This window comes from Streptomyces sp. NPDC002926, assembly GCF_053591755.1.
In genome coordinates, this window is the sequence record NZ_JBSFUK010000004.1 from 263,821 (window position 1) to 281,298 (window position 17,478).

Here is a 17,478-nt window from a genome sequence, read left to right on the forward strand (position 1 = left end):
TGAAGTCCCCGCGATGCACCCTGATGCCCCCCTGTGTCGTCCGGTCGTGCCACCATCATGCGGGCGGTGACTGGTGATACGAGATCAAGAAGAGACCGAGACGGCGAAGGAGCAGGGCGTGCAGCCTCCGAAGGCGGCAAGCACCCCTGAGTCCGAGACGTCCCCAAAAACGCCCGCTCCGCAGGCCGACGCGAGCGACGCGACGGGGGCGTCCGACGTCGCGGACGCGACCGGCGTCGACCGGGTTTCCGGGGACGAGCCGCTGCTCGCCGCCCGTGTCCACCGCCCCTCCGACCTGCTGCGACTGCTCATCGGCATCCTGGCGATCGCCGTGGTGCTCGCCGTCGCCGCCTTCGCCCACGGCACCACATCCGGTCTCGAGCAGGACATCAACAAGGGCACCGGACAGGCTCCCGACCTGCTGGTCAAGATCGCCGGGCTGGCGTCCAGCATCGCCGTACTGCTCGTCCCGGTCGCCTTCGCGATCGAGCGGCTGGTCAAGCGGGACGGCCTGCGGATCGCGGACGGCGTCCTCGCCGCCGTCCTCGCGCACGGCGTCACCCTGGCCACCGATCTCTGGGTCGCCGAGGCCGCGCCCGGCACACTCCAGGACGCGCTGACCCAGGCGCAGACCGGCGGCGGGCTGACCGATCCGGTGCACGGCTATCTCGCGCCCGTCATCGCCTATATGACGGCCGTGGGGATGGCACGGCGGCCGCGCTGGCGTGTGGTGCTGTGGGTGGTGCTGCTGCTCGACGCCTTCGCGATGCTGGTCGCCGGCTACACCACCCCGTTCTCGATCATCCTCACTGTGCTGCTCGGCTGGACCGTCGCGTACGGCACGCTGTACGCCGTCGGCTCGCCGAACGTACGGCCCACCGGCCAGACCCTGCTGGCCGGTCTGCGCCATGTCGGTTTCCGCCCGGTCACCGCGATGCGCTCCGAGGACGTTTCCGACTCCGCCGACAACGGCGACCGCGGCCGCCGCTATCTGGTCTCGCTGGAGGAGGGCGCGCCGCTCGATGTCACCGTCGTCGACCGCGAGCAGCAGGCGCAGGGCTTCTTCTACCGGGTGTGGCGCCGGCTGACGCTGCGCTCCATCACCACCCGCCGCTCCATCCAGTCGCTGCGGCAGGCACTGGAGCAGGAGGCGCTGCTGGCGTACGCGGCGATCGCCGCCGGAGCCAACGCTCCCAAACTGATCGCCACCTCGGAGCTCGGTCCGGACGCCGTGATGCTGGTGTACGAGCACCTGGGCGGCCGCTCCCTGGACTCCCTGACGGACGACGAGATCACCGACGACGTGGTGCGCGGGGCCTGGCAGCAGGTGAAGGCGCTCCAGTCGCGGCGTATCGCTCACCGCAGGCTGACCGGAGACGCGATTCTGGTGGATCGCCTCGGCAAGGTGATCCTGACGGATCTGCGCGGCGGCGAGATCGCGGCGGGCGATGTGGTCCTGCGCATGGACATCGCGCAGCTGCTCACCACGATCGGGCTGCGGGTGGGTGCCGCGCGCGCGGTGGCCACCGCGGTCCAGGTGCTCGGCCCGGAGGCGATCGCCGACTGTCTGCCGCTGCTCCAGCCGATCGCGCTGAGCCGCTCCACCCGGGCGACACTGCGCAGGCTGGCCCGCGAGCGGTCGCATCGTGAGCGGGAGGCGGTGCTCGAGGCGTCCGCGGCCGCAAAGCGGGCCCGTACGGAAGAGGCGGCTGAGGAAGCGCCGGCCGACGACCGTAAGGCCGTACGCAAGTCGGAGCGGGCGGAGAAGCAGGCCGACAAGAAGGCCATGGACGAGGCCATGGACGAGGCGCGCGAGGAGGATCTGCTCTCCCAGATCCGTCGCCAGGTGCTGCTGATCAGACCGCAGGCACCGGTCGAGCCGGTCCGTCTCGAGCGGATCAGGCCACGTACGCTCATCAGCTTCATCGCCGGTGCGGTCGCCGCCTACTTCCTGCTCTCTCAGCTCGCCGGCATCGACTTCGGCACGGTCTTCCGGCAGGCCGACTGGCGCTGGGTGGCGGTGGCCGTCGCCTTCTCCGCGATCAGCTACTTCGCCGCGGCGATGAGCCTGCTGGGCTTCGTGCCGGAGCGGGTCGGCTTTCTGCGGACCGTGGTCGCGCAGGTCGCCGGTTCCTTCGTCAAGATCGTCGCCCCGGCCGCGGTCGGCGGTGTCGCGCTGAACACCCGCTTCCTCCAGCGCTCGGGCGTACGGCCCGGTCTCGCCGTGGCCAGTGTCGGCGCCTCCCAGCTCTTCGGGCTCGGCGCGCATGTCCTGCTGCTGCTCTCCTTCGGCTATCTGACCGGTACGGAGCGAACGGCGTCGTTCACGCCGTCGAGGACGGTGATCGCGGGTCTGCTGACGGTCGCCGTGCTGGTGCTTGTGGTGACCGCGATCCCGTTCCTGAGGAAGTTCGTCTCCACGCGGCTGCGCTCGCTGTTCGCCGGTGTGGTGCCGCGCATGCTCGACGTACTGCAGCGGCCGATGAAGCTGCTCACCGGCATCGGCGGGATGCTGCTGCTGACCGGTGTGTTCGTGATGTGTCTGGACGCGTCGATCCGGGCCTTCGACCACGGCCACCAGCCGCTGAGCTACGCCAGCATCGCCGTGGTGTTCCTGGCGGGCAACGCGCTGGGCTCGGCGGCGCCGACACCGGGCGGTGTGGGCGCGGTCGAGGGCGCGCTGACCTTCGGTCTGGTCCTGGCCGGAGTGCCGAAGGAGGTCGCGGCGCCGGCGGTCCTGCTGTACCGGATGATGACGCTCTGGCTGCCCGTGCTGCCGGGGTGGTTCGCCTTCAACCACCTCACCCGCAAGGGCGCGCTCTAGCCGGGTCCGGACGGTCCCCGCACGGCCGCCCCGCCGCGCATACGCTCCGTAGCCACCCGCATGGACCGCCGTCCCGCGCGGCGCGCGCTCCCGCGGCGGACGATGGCGGCATGCCGACCACTTCCGTCGCCCTGCGCGCTGTCGCACTCTCCGCCTCCGCCGCCGTACTGCTGGCCGCCGGCTGTTCCGACAGCAGCGGCAAGAAGACGGATCAGGACCGGAAGAGGGATCTCGCCTCCCAGGAGTTGGACTGGCAGAAGTGCCCGGCCCCGTCCGAGGCCGAGGGCGGCGGCACCGCGCCGTCGCCGCTGCCCGGCGGCGCCACCTGGGAGTGCTCCTTCATGGAAGTCCCGCTCGACTACGCGCAGCCGGGCGGAAAGACCATCGAGCTTGCCCTGATCCGGGCCAAGGCGCGTGACAAGACCAAGCGGATCGGCTCCCTCATATTCAACTTCGGTGGCCCCGGCGGCTCCGGTGTCAGCACGCTGCCGGCCGTCGCCGAGGACTTCGAGCCCCTGCGCGCCCGATACGACCTGGTGAGCTTCGATCCGCGCGGGGTCGGTCGCAGCGTCGGCGTGGAGTGCGAGGACGACCGGCAGCTCGACGCGTTCTTCGCGCAGGACTGGACCCCCGACGACACCGCCGAGGAGAAGACCCTCGTCGAAAATCTGAGGTCCTTCGCGGACGCCTGCGAGAAGAACTCCGGCCCGGAGCTCCCGTACGTGGGCACCACGAACGCCGCCCGCGACATGGACCTGATGCGCCAGGTCCTCGGCGACAAGAAGCTCTACTACTTCGGGATCTCGTACGGCACCGAACTCGGCGGCGTCTACGCGCACTTGTATCCGAAGAATGTGGGCCGGGCCGTATTCGACGCCGTCGTCGACCCGACCGACACCTCGGAGCAGAGCGCGCTGGGGCAGGCAAAGGGCTTCCAACTGGCCCTCACCAACTGGGCCAAGAACTGCGTGGCCCGCGGCGATCAGTGCCTCGTCCCCGGCTCGACACCGCAGGAGATCCAGGACTGGATCATCGCCCTCCTCAAGAGGCTCGACCAGCATCCGATCCCCGGCAGCGGCGACCGGAAGCTGACGCAGACGGAGGCCACCAACGGCATCGCGCAAACTCTCTACTCCACGGAGTACTGGGAGTTGCTGGAGCAGGGTCTCGACGAGGCCGACGGAGGCAACGGCGCGCTGCTGCTCGCACTCTCCGACGCCCTGAACGGACGCAGTGAGAACGGCGACTACAGCAATATCCAGGCGGCCAACGCGGCCATCAACTGTGTCGACTACAAGGACCGCTACACCCTGGAGCAGACCAGGGCGAAGCTGCCTCAATTCCGCGAGGTGTCACCGGTCTTCGGCGACACCATGGGCTGGGGCCTGATGGGCTGCAGCCAGTGGCCGGTGCCGGGCACCTGGCGCACGCCGGATGTCTCCGCCCCGGGCTCCGCACCCATCCTCCTCGTCGGCAACACCGGTGACCCGGCCACTCCGTACGAGGGTACGAAGGCGATGGCGGACGCGCTCGGCAAGGGCGTCGGCGTCGAGATCACGTACAAGGGCGAGGGCCACGGCGCGTACAACAGCGGCAGCAAGTGTGTGCAGAAGGCCGTGAACACCTACCTCTTGGACGGCAAGGTTCCCGCCGCCGGAACGGTGTGTCAGTAGGTCCGCGTAGGATGCCGAAAAATCTTCGAAGCCGGGGGCATCCATGACGACGCGGGTACGGGCGGGGGCCCTGGCCGCCGCGGCGCTGCTGGCGGCCGGCGCCATCGCCGGCTGTGACAGCGGTACGGACACGGCAGGGGACGACGGCAAGAACACCGCCGGGCCATCGGCCTCCCGGACCGCGCCGGGCAGGGCCGCGCCGGGTGGGCCGGGCGAGCCCGTCCTGCCCGCCACCCTCACCGGCCAGAAGCTCGAGTGGAAGCAGTGCGCGGCGCCCGTGAAGGCACAGGGCAGCTCCGCGCAGACGCCGGGCAAAGAGTGGCAGTGCGCCAGGCTCAAGGCGCCGCTCGACTACAAGAAGCCGACGGGCGAGACGATCGCGATCGCCCTGATCCGCTCGAAGGCCACGGACCGGTCCAGACGGATCGGTTCACTCCTGTTCAACTTCGGCGGCCCCGGCGGCTCGGGTGTCGCCGGGCTGCCGGGCTCGGCCGACGAGTTCAAGAGCCTGCACAGCCGTTACGACCTGGTCAGCTTCGATCCGCGCGGCGTGGCGGAGAGCTCCGAGGTGACCTGCCGGGGCGACAGGGAGACAGAAGCCGCGCACAGGCTGGACTTCACCCCCGACACAGCCGCGGAGGAGCAGGCCTACCTCGACGACTCCAAAGCCTTCGGCGCCGGCTGCGCCAAGAAGTCCGGGCGGGTGCTGCCGCATGTCGGCACGACCAACGCCGCCCGCGACATGGACCTGATGCGCCAGGTCCTCGGCGACAAGAAGCTCAATTACCTCGGCTTCTCCTACGGCACCGAACTGGGCGGCACCTACGCCCACTTGTTCCCGAGGAACGTCGGACGCCTCGTCCTGGACGCGGTGGTCGATCCCGCCGCCGACTACGCCGCCCATTCGCGGGGCCAGGCGCTGGGCTTCCAGCGCGCTCTGGAGAACTACTTCAAGAGCCGGGGCATCAGCGCGAAGGACGGCACCGCGCGGGTGGTCGGGCTGCTCGGCCGGCTGGACCGCAAACCGCTGCCCACCACCGAGGGGCGCACGCTCACCGAGAGCCTGGCGCTCACCGGGATCGTCTTCCCGCTGTACTCCGAGGACCGCTGGGAGTACCTCACCAAGGGGCTGAACGAGGCGGAGAACGGTGACGGCACCCGCCTTCTGCTGATGGCAGAGGCGTACAACAGCCGCGACGAGTCAGGCCACTACAGCACCCAGGACCACTCGCAGCGCGCCATATCCTGCGCGGACACCAAGGGCCGGGTGACCGCCGCCGAGGTCAGGTCGCGTCATCTGGCCGAGTTCACCAAGGTGTCACCCGTTTTCGGCCCGTATCTGGCCTGGGACCTGGCGGCCTGGTGCGCGGACTGGCCGGTGCCGGGCGAGTCGGACACACCCGAGGTGGCCGCCGCGGGCGCGGCTCCGATCCTGGTCGTCGGCACCACGGGCGACCCCGCGACCCCGTACGAGGGCGCGAAGCGGATGGCGGACGAGCTGGGCGCGGGCGTCGGGGTGCTGCTCACCAACAAGGGCGAGGGGCACGGCGCGTACGGCAACGGCGCCTGCGCGACCGGCACGGTGGACGCGTATCTCCTGGACGGCAAGGTCCCGGCGAACGGCAAGACCTGCTCGTAGGACGGCAGGACCTGACGGAAGGGCCTGTTCGTAGCAGCGCGAAGGGCCCTGGACCGGCATTTCGGTCCAGGCCCTTCGCACTCCTACGAGTCGTGGGGCCGTCATCGGTGTCCGGGCCGTCCCCGAAGGCACGGTTCACTGCCTCCCGAGTCCGCTTCTCGCTGCTGGGCATCAGATGCGTGTACGTCCGCAGAGTGAAGCCCGGGTCGTGGTGCCCCAGGTACTGGGACACAGCCTTGATGCTCTCCCCCGCGTCCAGGTGCCTCAGCGCGTGCATGCCGCTCGTCCGGCCGGGAGGGATGCCCGACGCATTCAGGGCCGGGCGCCAGGCCCAGCGGTTGAAGTCGTTGCGGTTGACCGGGCGGCCCTGCTCCCTATGGAAGAGCAGGGATGCCACCGCGCCCGCTGAGGTGCCAAGTCCCTTACGAGTAGAAGCCGACCCCGTACTCGTCACGACTGCACACGAAGTCATCAGGGCGCTCGACGCGCAGCACCTCGTACCGGGCAGCAAAAACGTCCAGCGCCTCATGGAGCGAACAGCCGAGGTGCTCTCGGATCGCCATGAGCCCGCGGATGATTTGCTCGGTGAGGATCTGGTCGTCGGCAACGTCGATTGCGGCACCATCGGTCATGGCGGTGATCGAAGCCGACCTGCACCTCATGCGCAACACAGTTTGCCGCTGTGCCCTTGCGAGCCACCACCGTGCCAGAACGACCGGGCAGTAGCGGTCAGTCAAGGCCCGCGCACGGCACGGGCGCGCTGCGGGCATGAGGTGGGTCTCGCGGATGGGGTTGGGTTCACTGACCTCCGCTGGTTCCGGCAATGAACCTCGTCAGCGCAAAGATGATCAGGAGATCGAGTGTCATCACGAGGATGGACCACGCCGGATAGTACGGAACGAACATGAACTGGGTGATCAGGCTGATCCCTGCCACTGCTGCGCCTGCCCCGCGACCCCAGCTCTTGTTCGTCAAGACCCCCAGGCCGGCAATGACCAGCACCACTCCGACCACCAGGTGAATCCAGCCCCAAGCGGTCAGGTCGAATCGGTAGGCGTACCGGGACGCGGAGAACAGGTTGTCCTGTGCGATGCCGGATGCCCCCATGAGAATGCTGAGCGGTCCGCTGAGCATCAGCACGGCCCCGGCGAACAGGGACGGGCCGTTGATCTCGTTGCTGTCGGGGCCCCCGCGCCCTCTCCGTGTCTCGTTAGGCACTGCTGTCATGGCCGCTGCCTTCCTGTCCAGCGCGCGCGGTCACTAACGCACAATGCCCGTGCGAAGCCGGACACGCGCTCCCCTGACAGGATCAGCGCGATCCTTTGGGACCGCGACTGCAAGCCACCATGGGGAGACAGCGGACTCCTGCCACAATGCTCGGTGCTCGGCCTCGGCCAGGCTGGACCGCTTTCAAGCGCACTACCTCTCACGAAATCACCAGTCGGTGAAGGGCGCCGCGCCGCCTTTTCTCCGTCACCCGAGGCTCGGCCGGCCGCGCGAGTACGTGACCGCTGAACAAGGCCACTCGGACGCTGGGGTGTTCGCATCGAGGGGTCGTGGCACGGTCTTCGGGCCGTGCCACTCTCATGCCAGAACGGACGGGGACTCACGGGGAACCGGGGGGCGTGCGGTGAGTGCGGCCGGAGCCTGCCGATCGTGCGGAATCCGCAGGTCACAGACAGTCGCGCAACCTCGCTCCTAAAGCGGGGGTCGCAGTTCGCAGCCTCCTCCGGTCGAGATCATCGCCGGACGGCGTCGTTCATCCCCGGCAAGTCAAGGGCACTGACGCCAGTCGCGCCACAGAGGAGACCACCCCGGGTATGAGGAACCATGCCGGCAGATTCTCCGCCGGCATTCCGACGGAGAGGGCCGCTACGGACAGCATCAGCTGCACCGCTGCCACGCAGCGGCCGAACGTCCGGTTCGGAGGTAGCCAGGGCAGCGCGGCCCAGGCGACAGGCACCAGTAGCCATAGAACGAGCGCGATAACCATCGGTACCTTCTGTCCACTGATTCACCGGTGGGAAGTCCGGGCCGTCTCCGGGCCGTGCGAGGGCACCCGACGCCGACCAACAACGACAGAAGCCCACGGCACCTGACCTGGTCAGAGCCGTGGGCTTCTTCAGTCTTGCTGGTCAGCCCAAGGGCTGATCAGTAGATCGGCTTGTCCGGCTCGATCTGGTTGACCCAGCCGATCACTCCGCCGCCGACGTGCACCGCGTCCGCGAAGCCCGCGGACTTGAGTACCGCGAGGACCTCCGCACTGCGGACACCCGTCTTGCAGTGCAGGACGATGCGCTTGTCCTGCGGAAGTTGCTGGAGGGCTGTGCCCATCAGGAACTCGTTCTTCGGGATCAGCCTGGCGCCGGGGATCGAGACGATCTCGTACTCGTTGGTCTCGCGGACATCGATGATGTCGATGTTCTCGCCGTCGTCGATCCACTCCTTGAGCTGCTTGGGAGTGATCGTCGAACCGAGCGCCGCCTCCTGGGCCTCCTCGGACACGACGCCGCAGAAGGCCTCGTAGTCGATGAGCTCGGTGACGGTGGGGTTCTCGCCGCAGACCGCGCAGTCCGGGTCCTTGCGGACCTTGACCTGGCGGTACTGCATCTCCAGGGCGTCGTAGATCATCAGCCGGCCGACCAGCGGGTCGCCGATCCCGGTCAGGACCTTGATCGCCTCGGTGACCTGGATGGAGCCGATGGACGCGCAGAGCACGCCGAGCACGCCACCCTCGGCGCAGCTCGGGACCATGCCGGGCGGCGGGGGCTCCGGGTAGAGGCAGCGGTAGCAGGGTCCGTGCTCGGACCAGAAGACGGAGGCCTGGCCGTCGAAGCGGTAGATCGAGCCCCAGACGTACGGCTTGTTCAGCAGCACGCAGGCGTCATTGACCAGGTAGCGGGTCGCGAAGTTGTCCGTGCCGTCGACGATCAGGTCGTACTGGCTGAAGATCTCCATCACGTTCTCGGCCTCGAGCCGCTCTTCGTGGAGGATCACATTCACGTACGGGTTGATACCGAGCACGGAGTCCTTGGCGGACTGCGCCTTGGAGCGGCCGATGTCGGCCTGGCTGTGGATGATCTGGCGCTGCAGGTTCGACTCGTCCACCTCGTCGAACTCCACGATGCCGAGCGTGCCGACGCCGGCGGCGGCCAGGTACATCAGGGCAGGCGAACCGAGGCCGCCCGCGCCGACGGCGAGGACCTTGGCGTTCTTCAGCCGCTTCTGCCCGTCCATCCCGACATCGGGGATGATCAGGTGGCGGGAGTACCTGCGGACCTCGTCGACGGTGAGCTCAGCAGCTGGCTCGACCAGGGGTGGCAGCGACACGGGGACTCCGTTGGTCGGTAAGTCAGTACGGTTGTTCTCCCCGTAACACTGCCACGCTCCCTCTCATTCCGAGACACCCGGTCCGATCTGCGAGACGATTTCGTCCCAGTAGCCGGGCAGCGCCTCGAATGCCCCATGGTGCCCGTTTCCGCTCCTGTCACCGGTCCGATCGGTGAAGAAAATCGTCCCGGCGCCCTGCCAGCGGGCGATGCGCATGGCCTCCTCCAGATGCGTGCGCGGCACGCCATGGACGAAGTGCACAAAGCGCTCCGGCGGGTGGTCCGCCGTCCACTCCGCCACCTGCGACCAGCGGTAGTCGGTCCAGGGCCCGGAGAAGGTGACCAGCTGGTCGGCGGCCTCCGCGTAGCCGGGATACGGGTGCGAGCCGTGCCCGAGCACCAGATGGCCGCCGTCGAGGACCGCCTCCAGCGTCGCCGTCGTACGCCGCACCTCCTGCAGGGCGGCACGGTCCGCCGGGCAGCGGTCCAGCAGGAAGCCGTCGACCCGGTACCACTCCAGATAGCGGTACGCGTCCGAGACGAGATCACCGAAGGATCGTGAGCCGTGTGCCAGGTCGAGATGGCCGAGGACGCGTACGCCGGCGTTGCGCAGCTTGCCCGCGGCCTCCAGACAGTGCGGGTCGGGGCGGTCGCCGGGGCCGTCGTCGACATTGAGGACCACCCAGTGCAACGGCGTTCCTGGCCGGGTCAGTCCGGCCCATTCGACGGGGGCGACGAGCGGGTGGGCGTAGCCGGGAATGCCGAAGCCGAGCTTTCCCCAGACTTCGTCCGGGGGGACCTCCGTCGTGCCGGTCGCCGGGAGCTGCGTGCCCGTTCTGGTCAAATGCGGCATGCCGCCTCCATCCAGATGTCCGCAAGGGATTCTTCGAGGTTGATACGGGGGCGCCAGCCGAGCCGGTCGCGGGCGGTGCGCACATCCGCCTGCTGCCAGCCGCCGCAGCCGTCGGGGTACGGCGATGGGGACGCGGACAGGTGGTCCAGTACGGATTCGGTGCGCGGGGCACCGATGGAGGGCCGTCCGGAGGGCAGGTCCAGCTCGTGCAGCCCGCCTGCGTAGCCCGCGACCCGGGCCAGGACGGCGGCCGCGTCCCTCAGCCGGACGGCACGTCCCGTGCCGATGTTGACCACGCCCTGCGCGGCGGAGAGGGAGGCGGCGTGCACGGCGCGCGCCACGTCCCGTACGTCGACGAAGTCGCGCTGCACGCCCAGGCCGCTGAGCTTCAGCTCGCCGTCCCCGGACTGCATGGCGCGGCGCATCGCCTCGGCCAGGCGGCCGAGCGGGGATCCTGCCGGAGTGCCGGGGCCGACGGGCGAGAAGACGCGGAGTACGACGGCGTCCAGGCCCGAGCCGAGCACCAACTCGGTGGCGGCGAGCTTGCTCACTCCGTACGGGCCGCCGGGACGCGGGATCGCATCCTCCGCAGTCGACGATCCCTGCTGGGACGGCCCGTACTCGGAGGCACAGCCGAGCTGGACAAGCCGGGCGCCGCAACCGCTGCGCCGCAGGGCCTCGCAGACGGTGGCGACGGCGACGGTGTTGTGGCGGGTCAGTTCGCGGGCGCCGCCGCGGGTGGCGCCCGCGCAGTTGATGACGACTCCGGGGTGGACGGCGCCGAGGAAGCGGGTGAGCGCGCCCGGACTGCCGCCGGCGAGGTCGAAGCGTACGTCGGCGTCGTCACCGCGCCCGAGGGCCGTCAGGTGGACGGCCGGGTCGGCGAGCAGCCGGTCGGCGACGAAGCGGCCGAGGAATCCATTGGCACCGAGCAGAAGCACCCTCATCGCGCGGCCGCCCCTCGGTGCCGACGGGCCGGAGCTGGGGGTAGGGGGGTCATGTCGCTTTCTCCTTAGGGGTGTCGCTGTCGATGCCGGTACGGGTGCTGGTGCTGGTGTGGGACGTCGGCGGTGCCGGGGAAGCTCGGGAACGCGTGCGGTGTCGGGAACGCGGCAGGTTCAGACGCTGTGCGCCGAGGCCCGGGACAGTGCCGCGGTGGCGTGGGCCAGCAGGCCGAGGGCGGCGGCGCCGCAGGCGAGAGCGGGTACGGCTCCAGTGCCCCAGGCTCCGACGACCGCCTCGACCGGGCTCGCCAGGAAGCCGCAGCCCGGGAGGCGTCCGGCCAGCAGGAGGGCGGGGGCGGCGACTTCGACGGCGCAGGCGGCGCCGAGTCCGGCGGCGGCGGAAGCGGGAAAGCCGTGGACGATGAGCAGACGGGCGAGGAAGAGCAGGATGCCGAGGGCGACGGCGGGGACGAGGGCCTTGTGCGGGAAGACGAGGCCGGCGAGCACAAGAAGCGCGGTGAGGGCACAGACGAACATCGCGACGACGCCGAGGAGCAGCGGACGCGCGCCGGAGGCGAACTCCTCGAGTCCGCGGCTGCCCCCGAGCCTGCGCCGCGCCCGTACGGAGAAGAGGTGCGCGCACCAGGCCGCGGGGGCGACGCCGAGTGCGAGTCCGACGAGCGGGGCCGCGGTCATGGGCCAGGAACCGTCCCGACCGCCGTCCATGAGCTGGGCCTGCAGCCCTTCGCCGTACGCCGCGTACGCCAGCAGCCAGAGTGTCCACAGGCGTACGGCGGCGACCGTGCGCCCCTCGGCTCGCAGCGGTCCACGGCGCAGGCAGAGCGCGAGCGCGACGACGACTCCGCACACGCCCACCGCCCCTGCCGCGAGCCGGACCGTGCCTTCCGCGACCTCCAGGGGCTCCGTGGACTGCACGGCGAGGGCGAGGGCGCAGACGGCGCCCGGCAGCAGCGTGAGGAGTGCGTGACCGGCGCGGCGGGGCCGTCGTCCGGCGCTCGGACCGGCGGCGCGCGCCGGAGATTCGGCGGTCTCTGTCGATTCCCCGCCGCGCGGCACGCGCGCGTACAGTTCTTCGGCGAGCGAGAAGACGTCCCGGTGGCGGAAGCGGGCGGCGGTGCGGTCGGTGAGACCGTGTGCCTCGAGACCGGCGGCGATCTCCAGGGGGTCGACGGCCCGTTCGCACAGCTCGCGGTGGCGGTGCATCAGCGCCTTGACGGGGTCGGCGGGGCCGCGGCGGGCAGCGGGCCTGCGCGTCTGTGCGGGCCCGTCCACCCGGACCTCGGCGAGCAGGGCCTCGGGGTGGGTGTCCGCGTGGGCCGGCGAGTGGGCGTCCCAGCCACTCGCACCGGCGGGTGATCCGCGTTCGTCGGCGCCTGCGCTCTCGGTGATGGGTGACGTACTGCGGGACGTTCTCATGCGCGTACCTCCTTCGCCGTTGCCAGCGTGCCGACGAACCGTGGCCCCTCCGCCCAGCGCGGGAGGCGGCCGCCCGACGCGGTGCCGCCGCCCGTCCAGTGACACGGGGCGTACGCCTCGGCGGGGCGAGCGAATGGCAGCGGCTCACCGTCCGCGTTCACCGCTTCGCGCTGTACCGGGGAGTGCGAGATCAGCTCCAGGTAAATGCCGCGAAATGCCGTCAGGTTCTGCTCGATCGTGAAGAGCTCGAGCGCGCGGGCCCGGGCGGCCGCGCCGAGCCGTTCACGGCGCTGAGGGTCGCGCAGCAGCGCGAGGCAGGCTCCCGCGAGCGCCCGCGGATTGCGCGGGGGCACCACAAGCCCCGTACCGCCGATGACTTCGACGACCGCGCCGACATCCGTGGAGACCGTCGCGCGGCCGCAGAACATCGCCTCGACCAGGCTGATCGGGAAGCCCTCGACGACGCTGGACAGGACAACGACCGCGCCGGAGGCGTACGCGTCGGCCAGCTCGGGAGCGTCGGGTCCGCCGATCTCCTCGAAGGAGACCGGGTTGTCACCGACGGCGTGCGCGTCGGCCGCCTCGTCGGGGAAGAGCTGGGCGGCCAGCGCCTTGCAGTGGGCGAGATACGTGACGGCCTCCGGCCCCTGCACCGGCGCGCCGAAGAGCCGCAGCCGCGCCTGCGGCTCCTCCTTGCGCACCTCGGCGAAGGCATGCAGCAGTGCGATGAGGTCCTTGGCGGGCTCGATCCTGCCGACCCAGGCGAGGGTGTGCGGGTCGCCGCCGCCGTCGCCCGCCCCCACCGATTCCCCGACCGCCGCGAAACGCTCCACCTCCATGCCGGGGTAGACAGTCCGCAGCTTGGCCCGGTCTGCGCCGCACTTCTCCTGCCAGCGGCGCGCATGCGTATTGCCGGGCGTGATGACGGAAGCCTGCCGGTACACCTCGGCGGCCAGCCTGCGCTGGAAGGCCGCGAGCAGGGCCCGCACGGGCGCGGTCAGCTCGCCGTCGCTCGCCGCGAGATAGTGCGCGCGCAGCTGTACGCCGTACTCGGTGACCAGCAGCGGGACGCCGAAGAAGCGTTTGGCCAACAGGCCGGGCAGAGCGGCGGACCCGCCGGACGCGGCGTGGCACAGGTCGACCGCGCCCAGGCAGTCATCGGCGTACCAGTCGAGCGAGAGCGGGCGCAGAGCGCGCTCCAGCTCGTCGGCGAAGGCGAGATAGTCGGGGACGGTGGCGGCGTGCACGGTGCGGCGCGCGCCGGGGGCACGACAGGCGGACTCGAGGACGCGCACGGCGAGTTCGGAGCGGAGCGCGGCGTAGAGCCCGCCGCGCTCACGGGCCAGTTCGGCGAGTCCGTACAGCGCATCGGCGAAGCTTTCGCCCTGGCCCTCGCCCTCCGTGCAGACCGCGGAGGCGAGCTCCTTGAAGTGGCCGACGAAGCGGCGTCGTTCGCGCCGTCCGTACGTATGCCCGTCGTCCTCGGGCGCCCACAGCGGGGCCGTCCGCACCCGCTGCACCTGCGGAGGGAGCTGGATCCAGCCGTGGTCCTCCTGCTGGGCGCTGCGGCTCAGCGCATAGACATCGAACTCATGCTGCGCGAGCCCGCGCACAAGCCGGTCGCACCACAGCCTGGACTCACCCGTCGCATATGGATAACCACCGTCCGTAAGCAGTCCGATCCGCACCAGCGCACCCCCGATCTCCCTTGTGGGCGGCCGCCGTTGGTCCGGCGACTCACAGCGGGACGACGTTAAGCGGATACGTCGGTGGCACGACGGACGGTTGTCCATCGCGCCACCAGAAGGGGTGAATGCACGTAACTTTCCCGCCCCGGTAGCGTTCTGTCGCGCTACGGAGCAATCCGACTACGCATTGTCAGTCTGCGGCCAACTCTTTGCGAGCGGTTCGGCGGGCCGCGGCGATGCGGCGATGGAGCCGACCGACTGCACGACGGCGAGATCGTTCGCGATGAAGACCGGCGCGACGCGGTCCCGACCCGCCACCGCTGTCCGTCACCGAACTCAACTGCCGGGAAACACCCACGGGTTGGGCCGGCACTTGACCCCGTCGATGTCGAGGGACTTGGTCTGCTGCTGCATGACCGGCGCGAGCGCGCCCGGAGTGCTGCAGTTCACATGACCGTGCCCGAGCCGGTGCCCGACCTCGTGATTGATGAGCATCTGCCGGTAGGTGAGCATTGCCCGCTCCCCGTAGGTCACCGAGCCCTGCGCCCAGCGGTACGCATTGATCATCACGCGGTCCGTCGACGCCGAATCACAACTCACGTTGTCGTCCGTCGTGTCCAGACCGGATTTGGCGCACCAGGTCGCCGTGGTCCCGGGACTGGCGAGCGTGATCACGAATTCAGGCTCCCCCGACGAGATCCGCTCGAAGGTCATCGCCCCACCGTGCGCCCAGCTCCGGTCGTCGTTCAGTGTCTTGTGGACCGCATCGGCGAACAGCGCGCCGTCCAGGCCGAGGCCCTTCTCGACATCCACCCGGTAGCGGATCTTGCGGCCCTTGCCCGGCGCCTTGTCGAAGCCGGGCACCGCCTGGAAGTCACCCGTCGCCGTCAGTTTGGGATTGATCGGGAACCGGGTGGCCATCAGCTGCGCGTACGTGGCCGGAACCGCGGGCTTCCCCGCACCTTGGGGCGGCGCCTGCCGTTCGTCCGAGCGGGATGCGGGGCTCTCCGCGCCCGCCCGGTCCTTGCCCGCGGACTGTGCGCTCGACTTCTGAGGACCGTCCGCGGCGAAATGCCCGGCCACGACGACCGCGAGCACCGTGGTCACCGCGGCGGCCGCGATCCCGGTGAAGGCGCGCCCCTTGCCGCCTTTGGCGGGCTTGCCCTCCGGCGCTTCGGCCGCGGCTCCGTCGGTCTGATCCGGCTCGTCGCCCCGTTCGGTGACGGAGTCGTACGGGTCGGGTTCCGGGGCCGCTCCGGGCCGGGGCCGGTCGAAGGCCTCGACGAACTCCCGTCGCGGGCCCGGTATCCGGGCCGCTCCGGGCATCCGCGGCGGCGTCTGCACACGCTGTCGACTGTCGGCCTGCCGGTCCCCGTACCGCTGCTGCTGGTGTACGCCCCAGCCACCGCCCGCTTCATGCTGTTCCGGGTGTCCGCCGCGGGCCTGCGGCACGCCGTAGCCGGAGGAGCCATGCTGCTCGGGACCGGGCACCGTGTTGCGTCTGCGCCGTCCACTGCCGGGGCTCGAGCCCACGACTTCCCACTCCCCGGTGCCGGATACACCGGCGCCGGCTGGACCCGCGCTGCCCTCGGAGTCGGAGCCCTTGGGCGCGGGGCCTTTGCGGCTGTGTCGTCCCACCCCCGGATCAGCTCCTGTCGTAGTCGTTCAGCAGTTCCCGGAAGGCCTGGGCGACCGTTTCCGGGTACTCCATCATGGCAACATGTCCGGCGTCCGGGAGCGTCAACAGCCGGGAATCGCGGAAGGCCGCCGCTGCCTTGCGCGCCATACGGTACGAGACGAGCTGGTCCCGCCCTCCGTAAACAAGCAGCGTCGGCGCGAGCACCCGCTCCGCCTGCCGCCACAGCCCGTGCTGGCCGCCCAAGGTGTACGCGTCGACGATGCCGCGCGCGGAACGAGTCATCGCGTCCCAGAAGTACGGGAGACGAACGCGCCGCTCCATCTCCTCCACAGCATGGCGCAGCGCTTCGTCGTCGACCCGCGAGGGGTCTCCGTAGCAGAGCGCCATCACGCCTTTGGTGCGCTGCTCGGCCGTCCAGTCCTTGGTCAGCCTGCTGAACAGGGGGGCGACCCCGGGCAGTGCCATCAGCGCGGTGGGCACGGCGGAGCGCTGCACGCGGAGCTCCGGCAACGCGGGCGAGACGAGCGTGAGCGTGCGCACCAGATCGGGCCGGACGGCCGCGACACGGGTGGAGACCGCTCCGCCCAGGGAGTTTCCGAGGAGGTGGACGGGGCCGCGGCCCGCGGCGTCCAGGTAGCGGATCAACGCTCTGGCGTGGCCGGTGAGGGAGTAGTCCCCGTCGTCCGGCGGCGGGGAGTCCCCGAAACCGGGCAGGTCGACCGCCTCACCGTCCAGGATGTCTTCGAGCAGCAGCATCAGCGCCGACCAGTTCAGCGAGGAGCCGCCGAGCCCGTGCACATACAGCGCCGGCGCGAGGCCGGATCGCGCTGGCGGCCTGGATCTGACGGTGAGCGTCAGGCCGGGCAGTCGGGCGGAGCGCAGCTCCTCCCCCTCCGCGACCCGGACGGTCGCGACCTTGGGCGCCACGGCGGCGTTGGCGGCGCGTACTCCCGGCAGCTCGGTCGAAGACATGCGGGCAATGTTACGAGACGATCACACACTGGATCGTGTGTTCGGCGTCACACGCCGCGTAGCGTCATGAATGAGTACCTCCTACGCTCGTAGGAAGGGCACTATCCATGGAAAGCGGTGCCGCATGTCTGTCGACCCCACAGACCCGGATACCTTCGATGCAAACGATCAGGATGCCTTGCTCGACGAAGAGGTTCCCGAAGCCGACGCCGCCGAGCAGCACGCGGATGTGCTGCCCGAGGACGACGACCATGTGAACGGCGCCGACCTGGACGCCGCAAATGAGGCCGATGCCGCGGAACAGGCCCGTGTCGTCGCCCTCGACGAGGACGACTACCGATGACCTGCCCCTCTTTGTCCCTGAATCGGGAGCTACCGCGACTGTCCGGTCCGTGAAATTCTGCGTCCGCACCACGCACAGCCGGGTTACCCAAAAGTACGATGGCGGCGCGGCGCACAGCGCGCAAGAAACAATTTTTT

At 70.1% G+C, this 17,478-nt stretch carries 13 protein-coding genes and 1 pseudogene; 4 read left to right on the forward strand and 10 right to left on the reverse strand.

Annotated elements, in window-relative coordinates; translation table 11 throughout:
- Nucleotides 1-118 precede the first annotated feature (118 nt).
- The 3 genes from ACWDZ6_RS10300 (at nucleotide 119) to ACWDZ6_RS10310 (ending at nucleotide 6,136) form a co-directional block, all read left to right on the forward strand.
- The gene (locus tag ACWDZ6_RS10300) at nucleotides 119-2,824 is read left to right on the forward strand and encodes a lysylphosphatidylglycerol synthase domain-containing protein (RefSeq protein ID WP_366733184.1); all 2,706 of its coding nucleotides are present in this window, start codon (nucleotides 119-121) and stop codon (nucleotides 2,822-2,824) included.
- 110 nt (nucleotides 2,825-2,934) lie between these two features.
- Nucleotides 2,935-4,497: an alpha/beta hydrolase gene (locus tag ACWDZ6_RS10305; protein ID WP_451502516.1), complete on the forward strand. Its 1,563-nt coding sequence runs from the start codon at nucleotides 2,935-2,937 to the stop codon at nucleotides 4,495-4,497.
- A gap of 43 nt (nucleotides 4,498-4,540) precedes the next feature.
- Nucleotides 4,541-6,136, forward strand: a complete 1,596-nt coding sequence (locus ACWDZ6_RS10310) for an alpha/beta hydrolase (protein ID WP_451502517.1) — start codon at nucleotides 4,541-4,543, stop codon at nucleotides 6,134-6,136.
- A gap of 88 nt (nucleotides 6,137-6,224) precedes the next feature.
- On the opposite strand, the pseudogene ACWDZ6_RS10315 reads toward ACWDZ6_RS10310, so the two are convergent.
- The 10 genes and pseudogenes from ACWDZ6_RS10315 to ACWDZ6_RS10360 all read right to left on the reverse strand — a co-directional run.
- A pseudogene (locus ACWDZ6_RS10315) lies at nucleotides 6,225-6,527 on the reverse strand (site-specific integrase); the annotation flags it as partial.
- Between the two features lie 31 nt (nucleotides 6,528-6,558).
- A complete protein-coding gene (locus tag ACWDZ6_RS10320) occupies nucleotides 6,559-6,768 on the reverse strand; it encodes a hypothetical protein (RefSeq protein ID WP_451502518.1) in 210 nt (69 codons plus the stop codon).
- Nucleotides 6,769-6,934: 166 nt separating this feature from the next.
- Complete coding sequence (locus ACWDZ6_RS10325; RefSeq protein ID WP_451502519.1) at nucleotides 6,935-7,363, reverse strand: DUF7144 family membrane protein; 429 nt, start codon at nucleotides 7,361-7,363, stop codon at nucleotides 6,935-6,937.
- A gap of 924 nt (nucleotides 7,364-8,287) precedes the next feature.
- A complete protein-coding gene (moeZ, locus tag ACWDZ6_RS10330; RefSeq protein ID WP_451502520.1) occupies nucleotides 8,288-9,466 on the reverse strand; it encodes an adenylyltransferase/sulfurtransferase MoeZ in 1,179 nt (392 codons plus the stop codon).
- 63 nt (nucleotides 9,467-9,529) lie between these two features.
- Nucleotides 9,530-10,318 carry a spherulation-specific family 4 protein gene (locus ACWDZ6_RS10335; protein ID WP_451502521.1) on the reverse strand — a complete coding sequence of 263 codons (789 nt, stop codon included), beginning with the start codon at nucleotides 10,316-10,318 and terminating at the stop codon, nucleotides 9,530-9,532.
- Complete coding sequence (locus tag ACWDZ6_RS10340) at nucleotides 10,306-11,265, reverse strand: NAD-dependent epimerase/dehydratase family protein (protein ID WP_389175026.1); 960 nt, start codon at nucleotides 11,263-11,265, stop codon at nucleotides 10,306-10,308. Before ACWDZ6_RS10340 ends, ACWDZ6_RS10335 begins: the two co-directional genes overlap by 13 nt.
- A 171-nt stretch (nucleotides 11,266-11,436) precedes the next feature.
- A complete protein-coding gene (locus ACWDZ6_RS10345; protein WP_451502522.1) occupies nucleotides 11,437-12,699 on the reverse strand; it encodes a hypothetical protein in 1,263 nt (420 codons plus the stop codon).
- Nucleotides 12,696-14,387: a DUF3492 domain-containing protein gene (locus ACWDZ6_RS10350; RefSeq protein ID WP_451502523.1), complete on the reverse strand. Its 1,692-nt coding sequence runs from the start codon at nucleotides 14,385-14,387 to the stop codon at nucleotides 12,696-12,698. The genes ACWDZ6_RS10345 and ACWDZ6_RS10350 overlap by 4 nt, the downstream gene beginning before the upstream one ends.
- A gap of 336 nt (nucleotides 14,388-14,723) precedes the next feature.
- Nucleotides 14,724-16,025, reverse strand: a complete 1,302-nt coding sequence (locus ACWDZ6_RS10355) for a DUF3152 domain-containing protein (RefSeq protein ID WP_451502524.1) — start codon at nucleotides 16,023-16,025, stop codon at nucleotides 14,724-14,726.
- Between the two features lie 7 nt (nucleotides 16,026-16,032).
- Nucleotides 16,033-16,998: an alpha/beta fold hydrolase gene (locus tag ACWDZ6_RS10360; RefSeq protein ID WP_451502525.1), complete on the reverse strand. Its 966-nt coding sequence runs from the start codon at nucleotides 16,996-16,998 to the stop codon at nucleotides 16,033-16,035.
- A gap of 124 nt (nucleotides 16,999-17,122) precedes the next feature.
- Between ACWDZ6_RS10360 and ACWDZ6_RS10365 the strand changes: the two genes are divergently transcribed.
- On the forward strand, nucleotides 17,123-17,341 hold the full coding sequence (locus tag ACWDZ6_RS10365) for a hypothetical protein (protein ID WP_366732804.1): 219 nt from the start codon (nucleotides 17,123-17,125) through the stop codon (nucleotides 17,339-17,341).
- The last annotated feature ends 137 nt before the right edge of the window (nucleotides 17,342-17,478 follow it).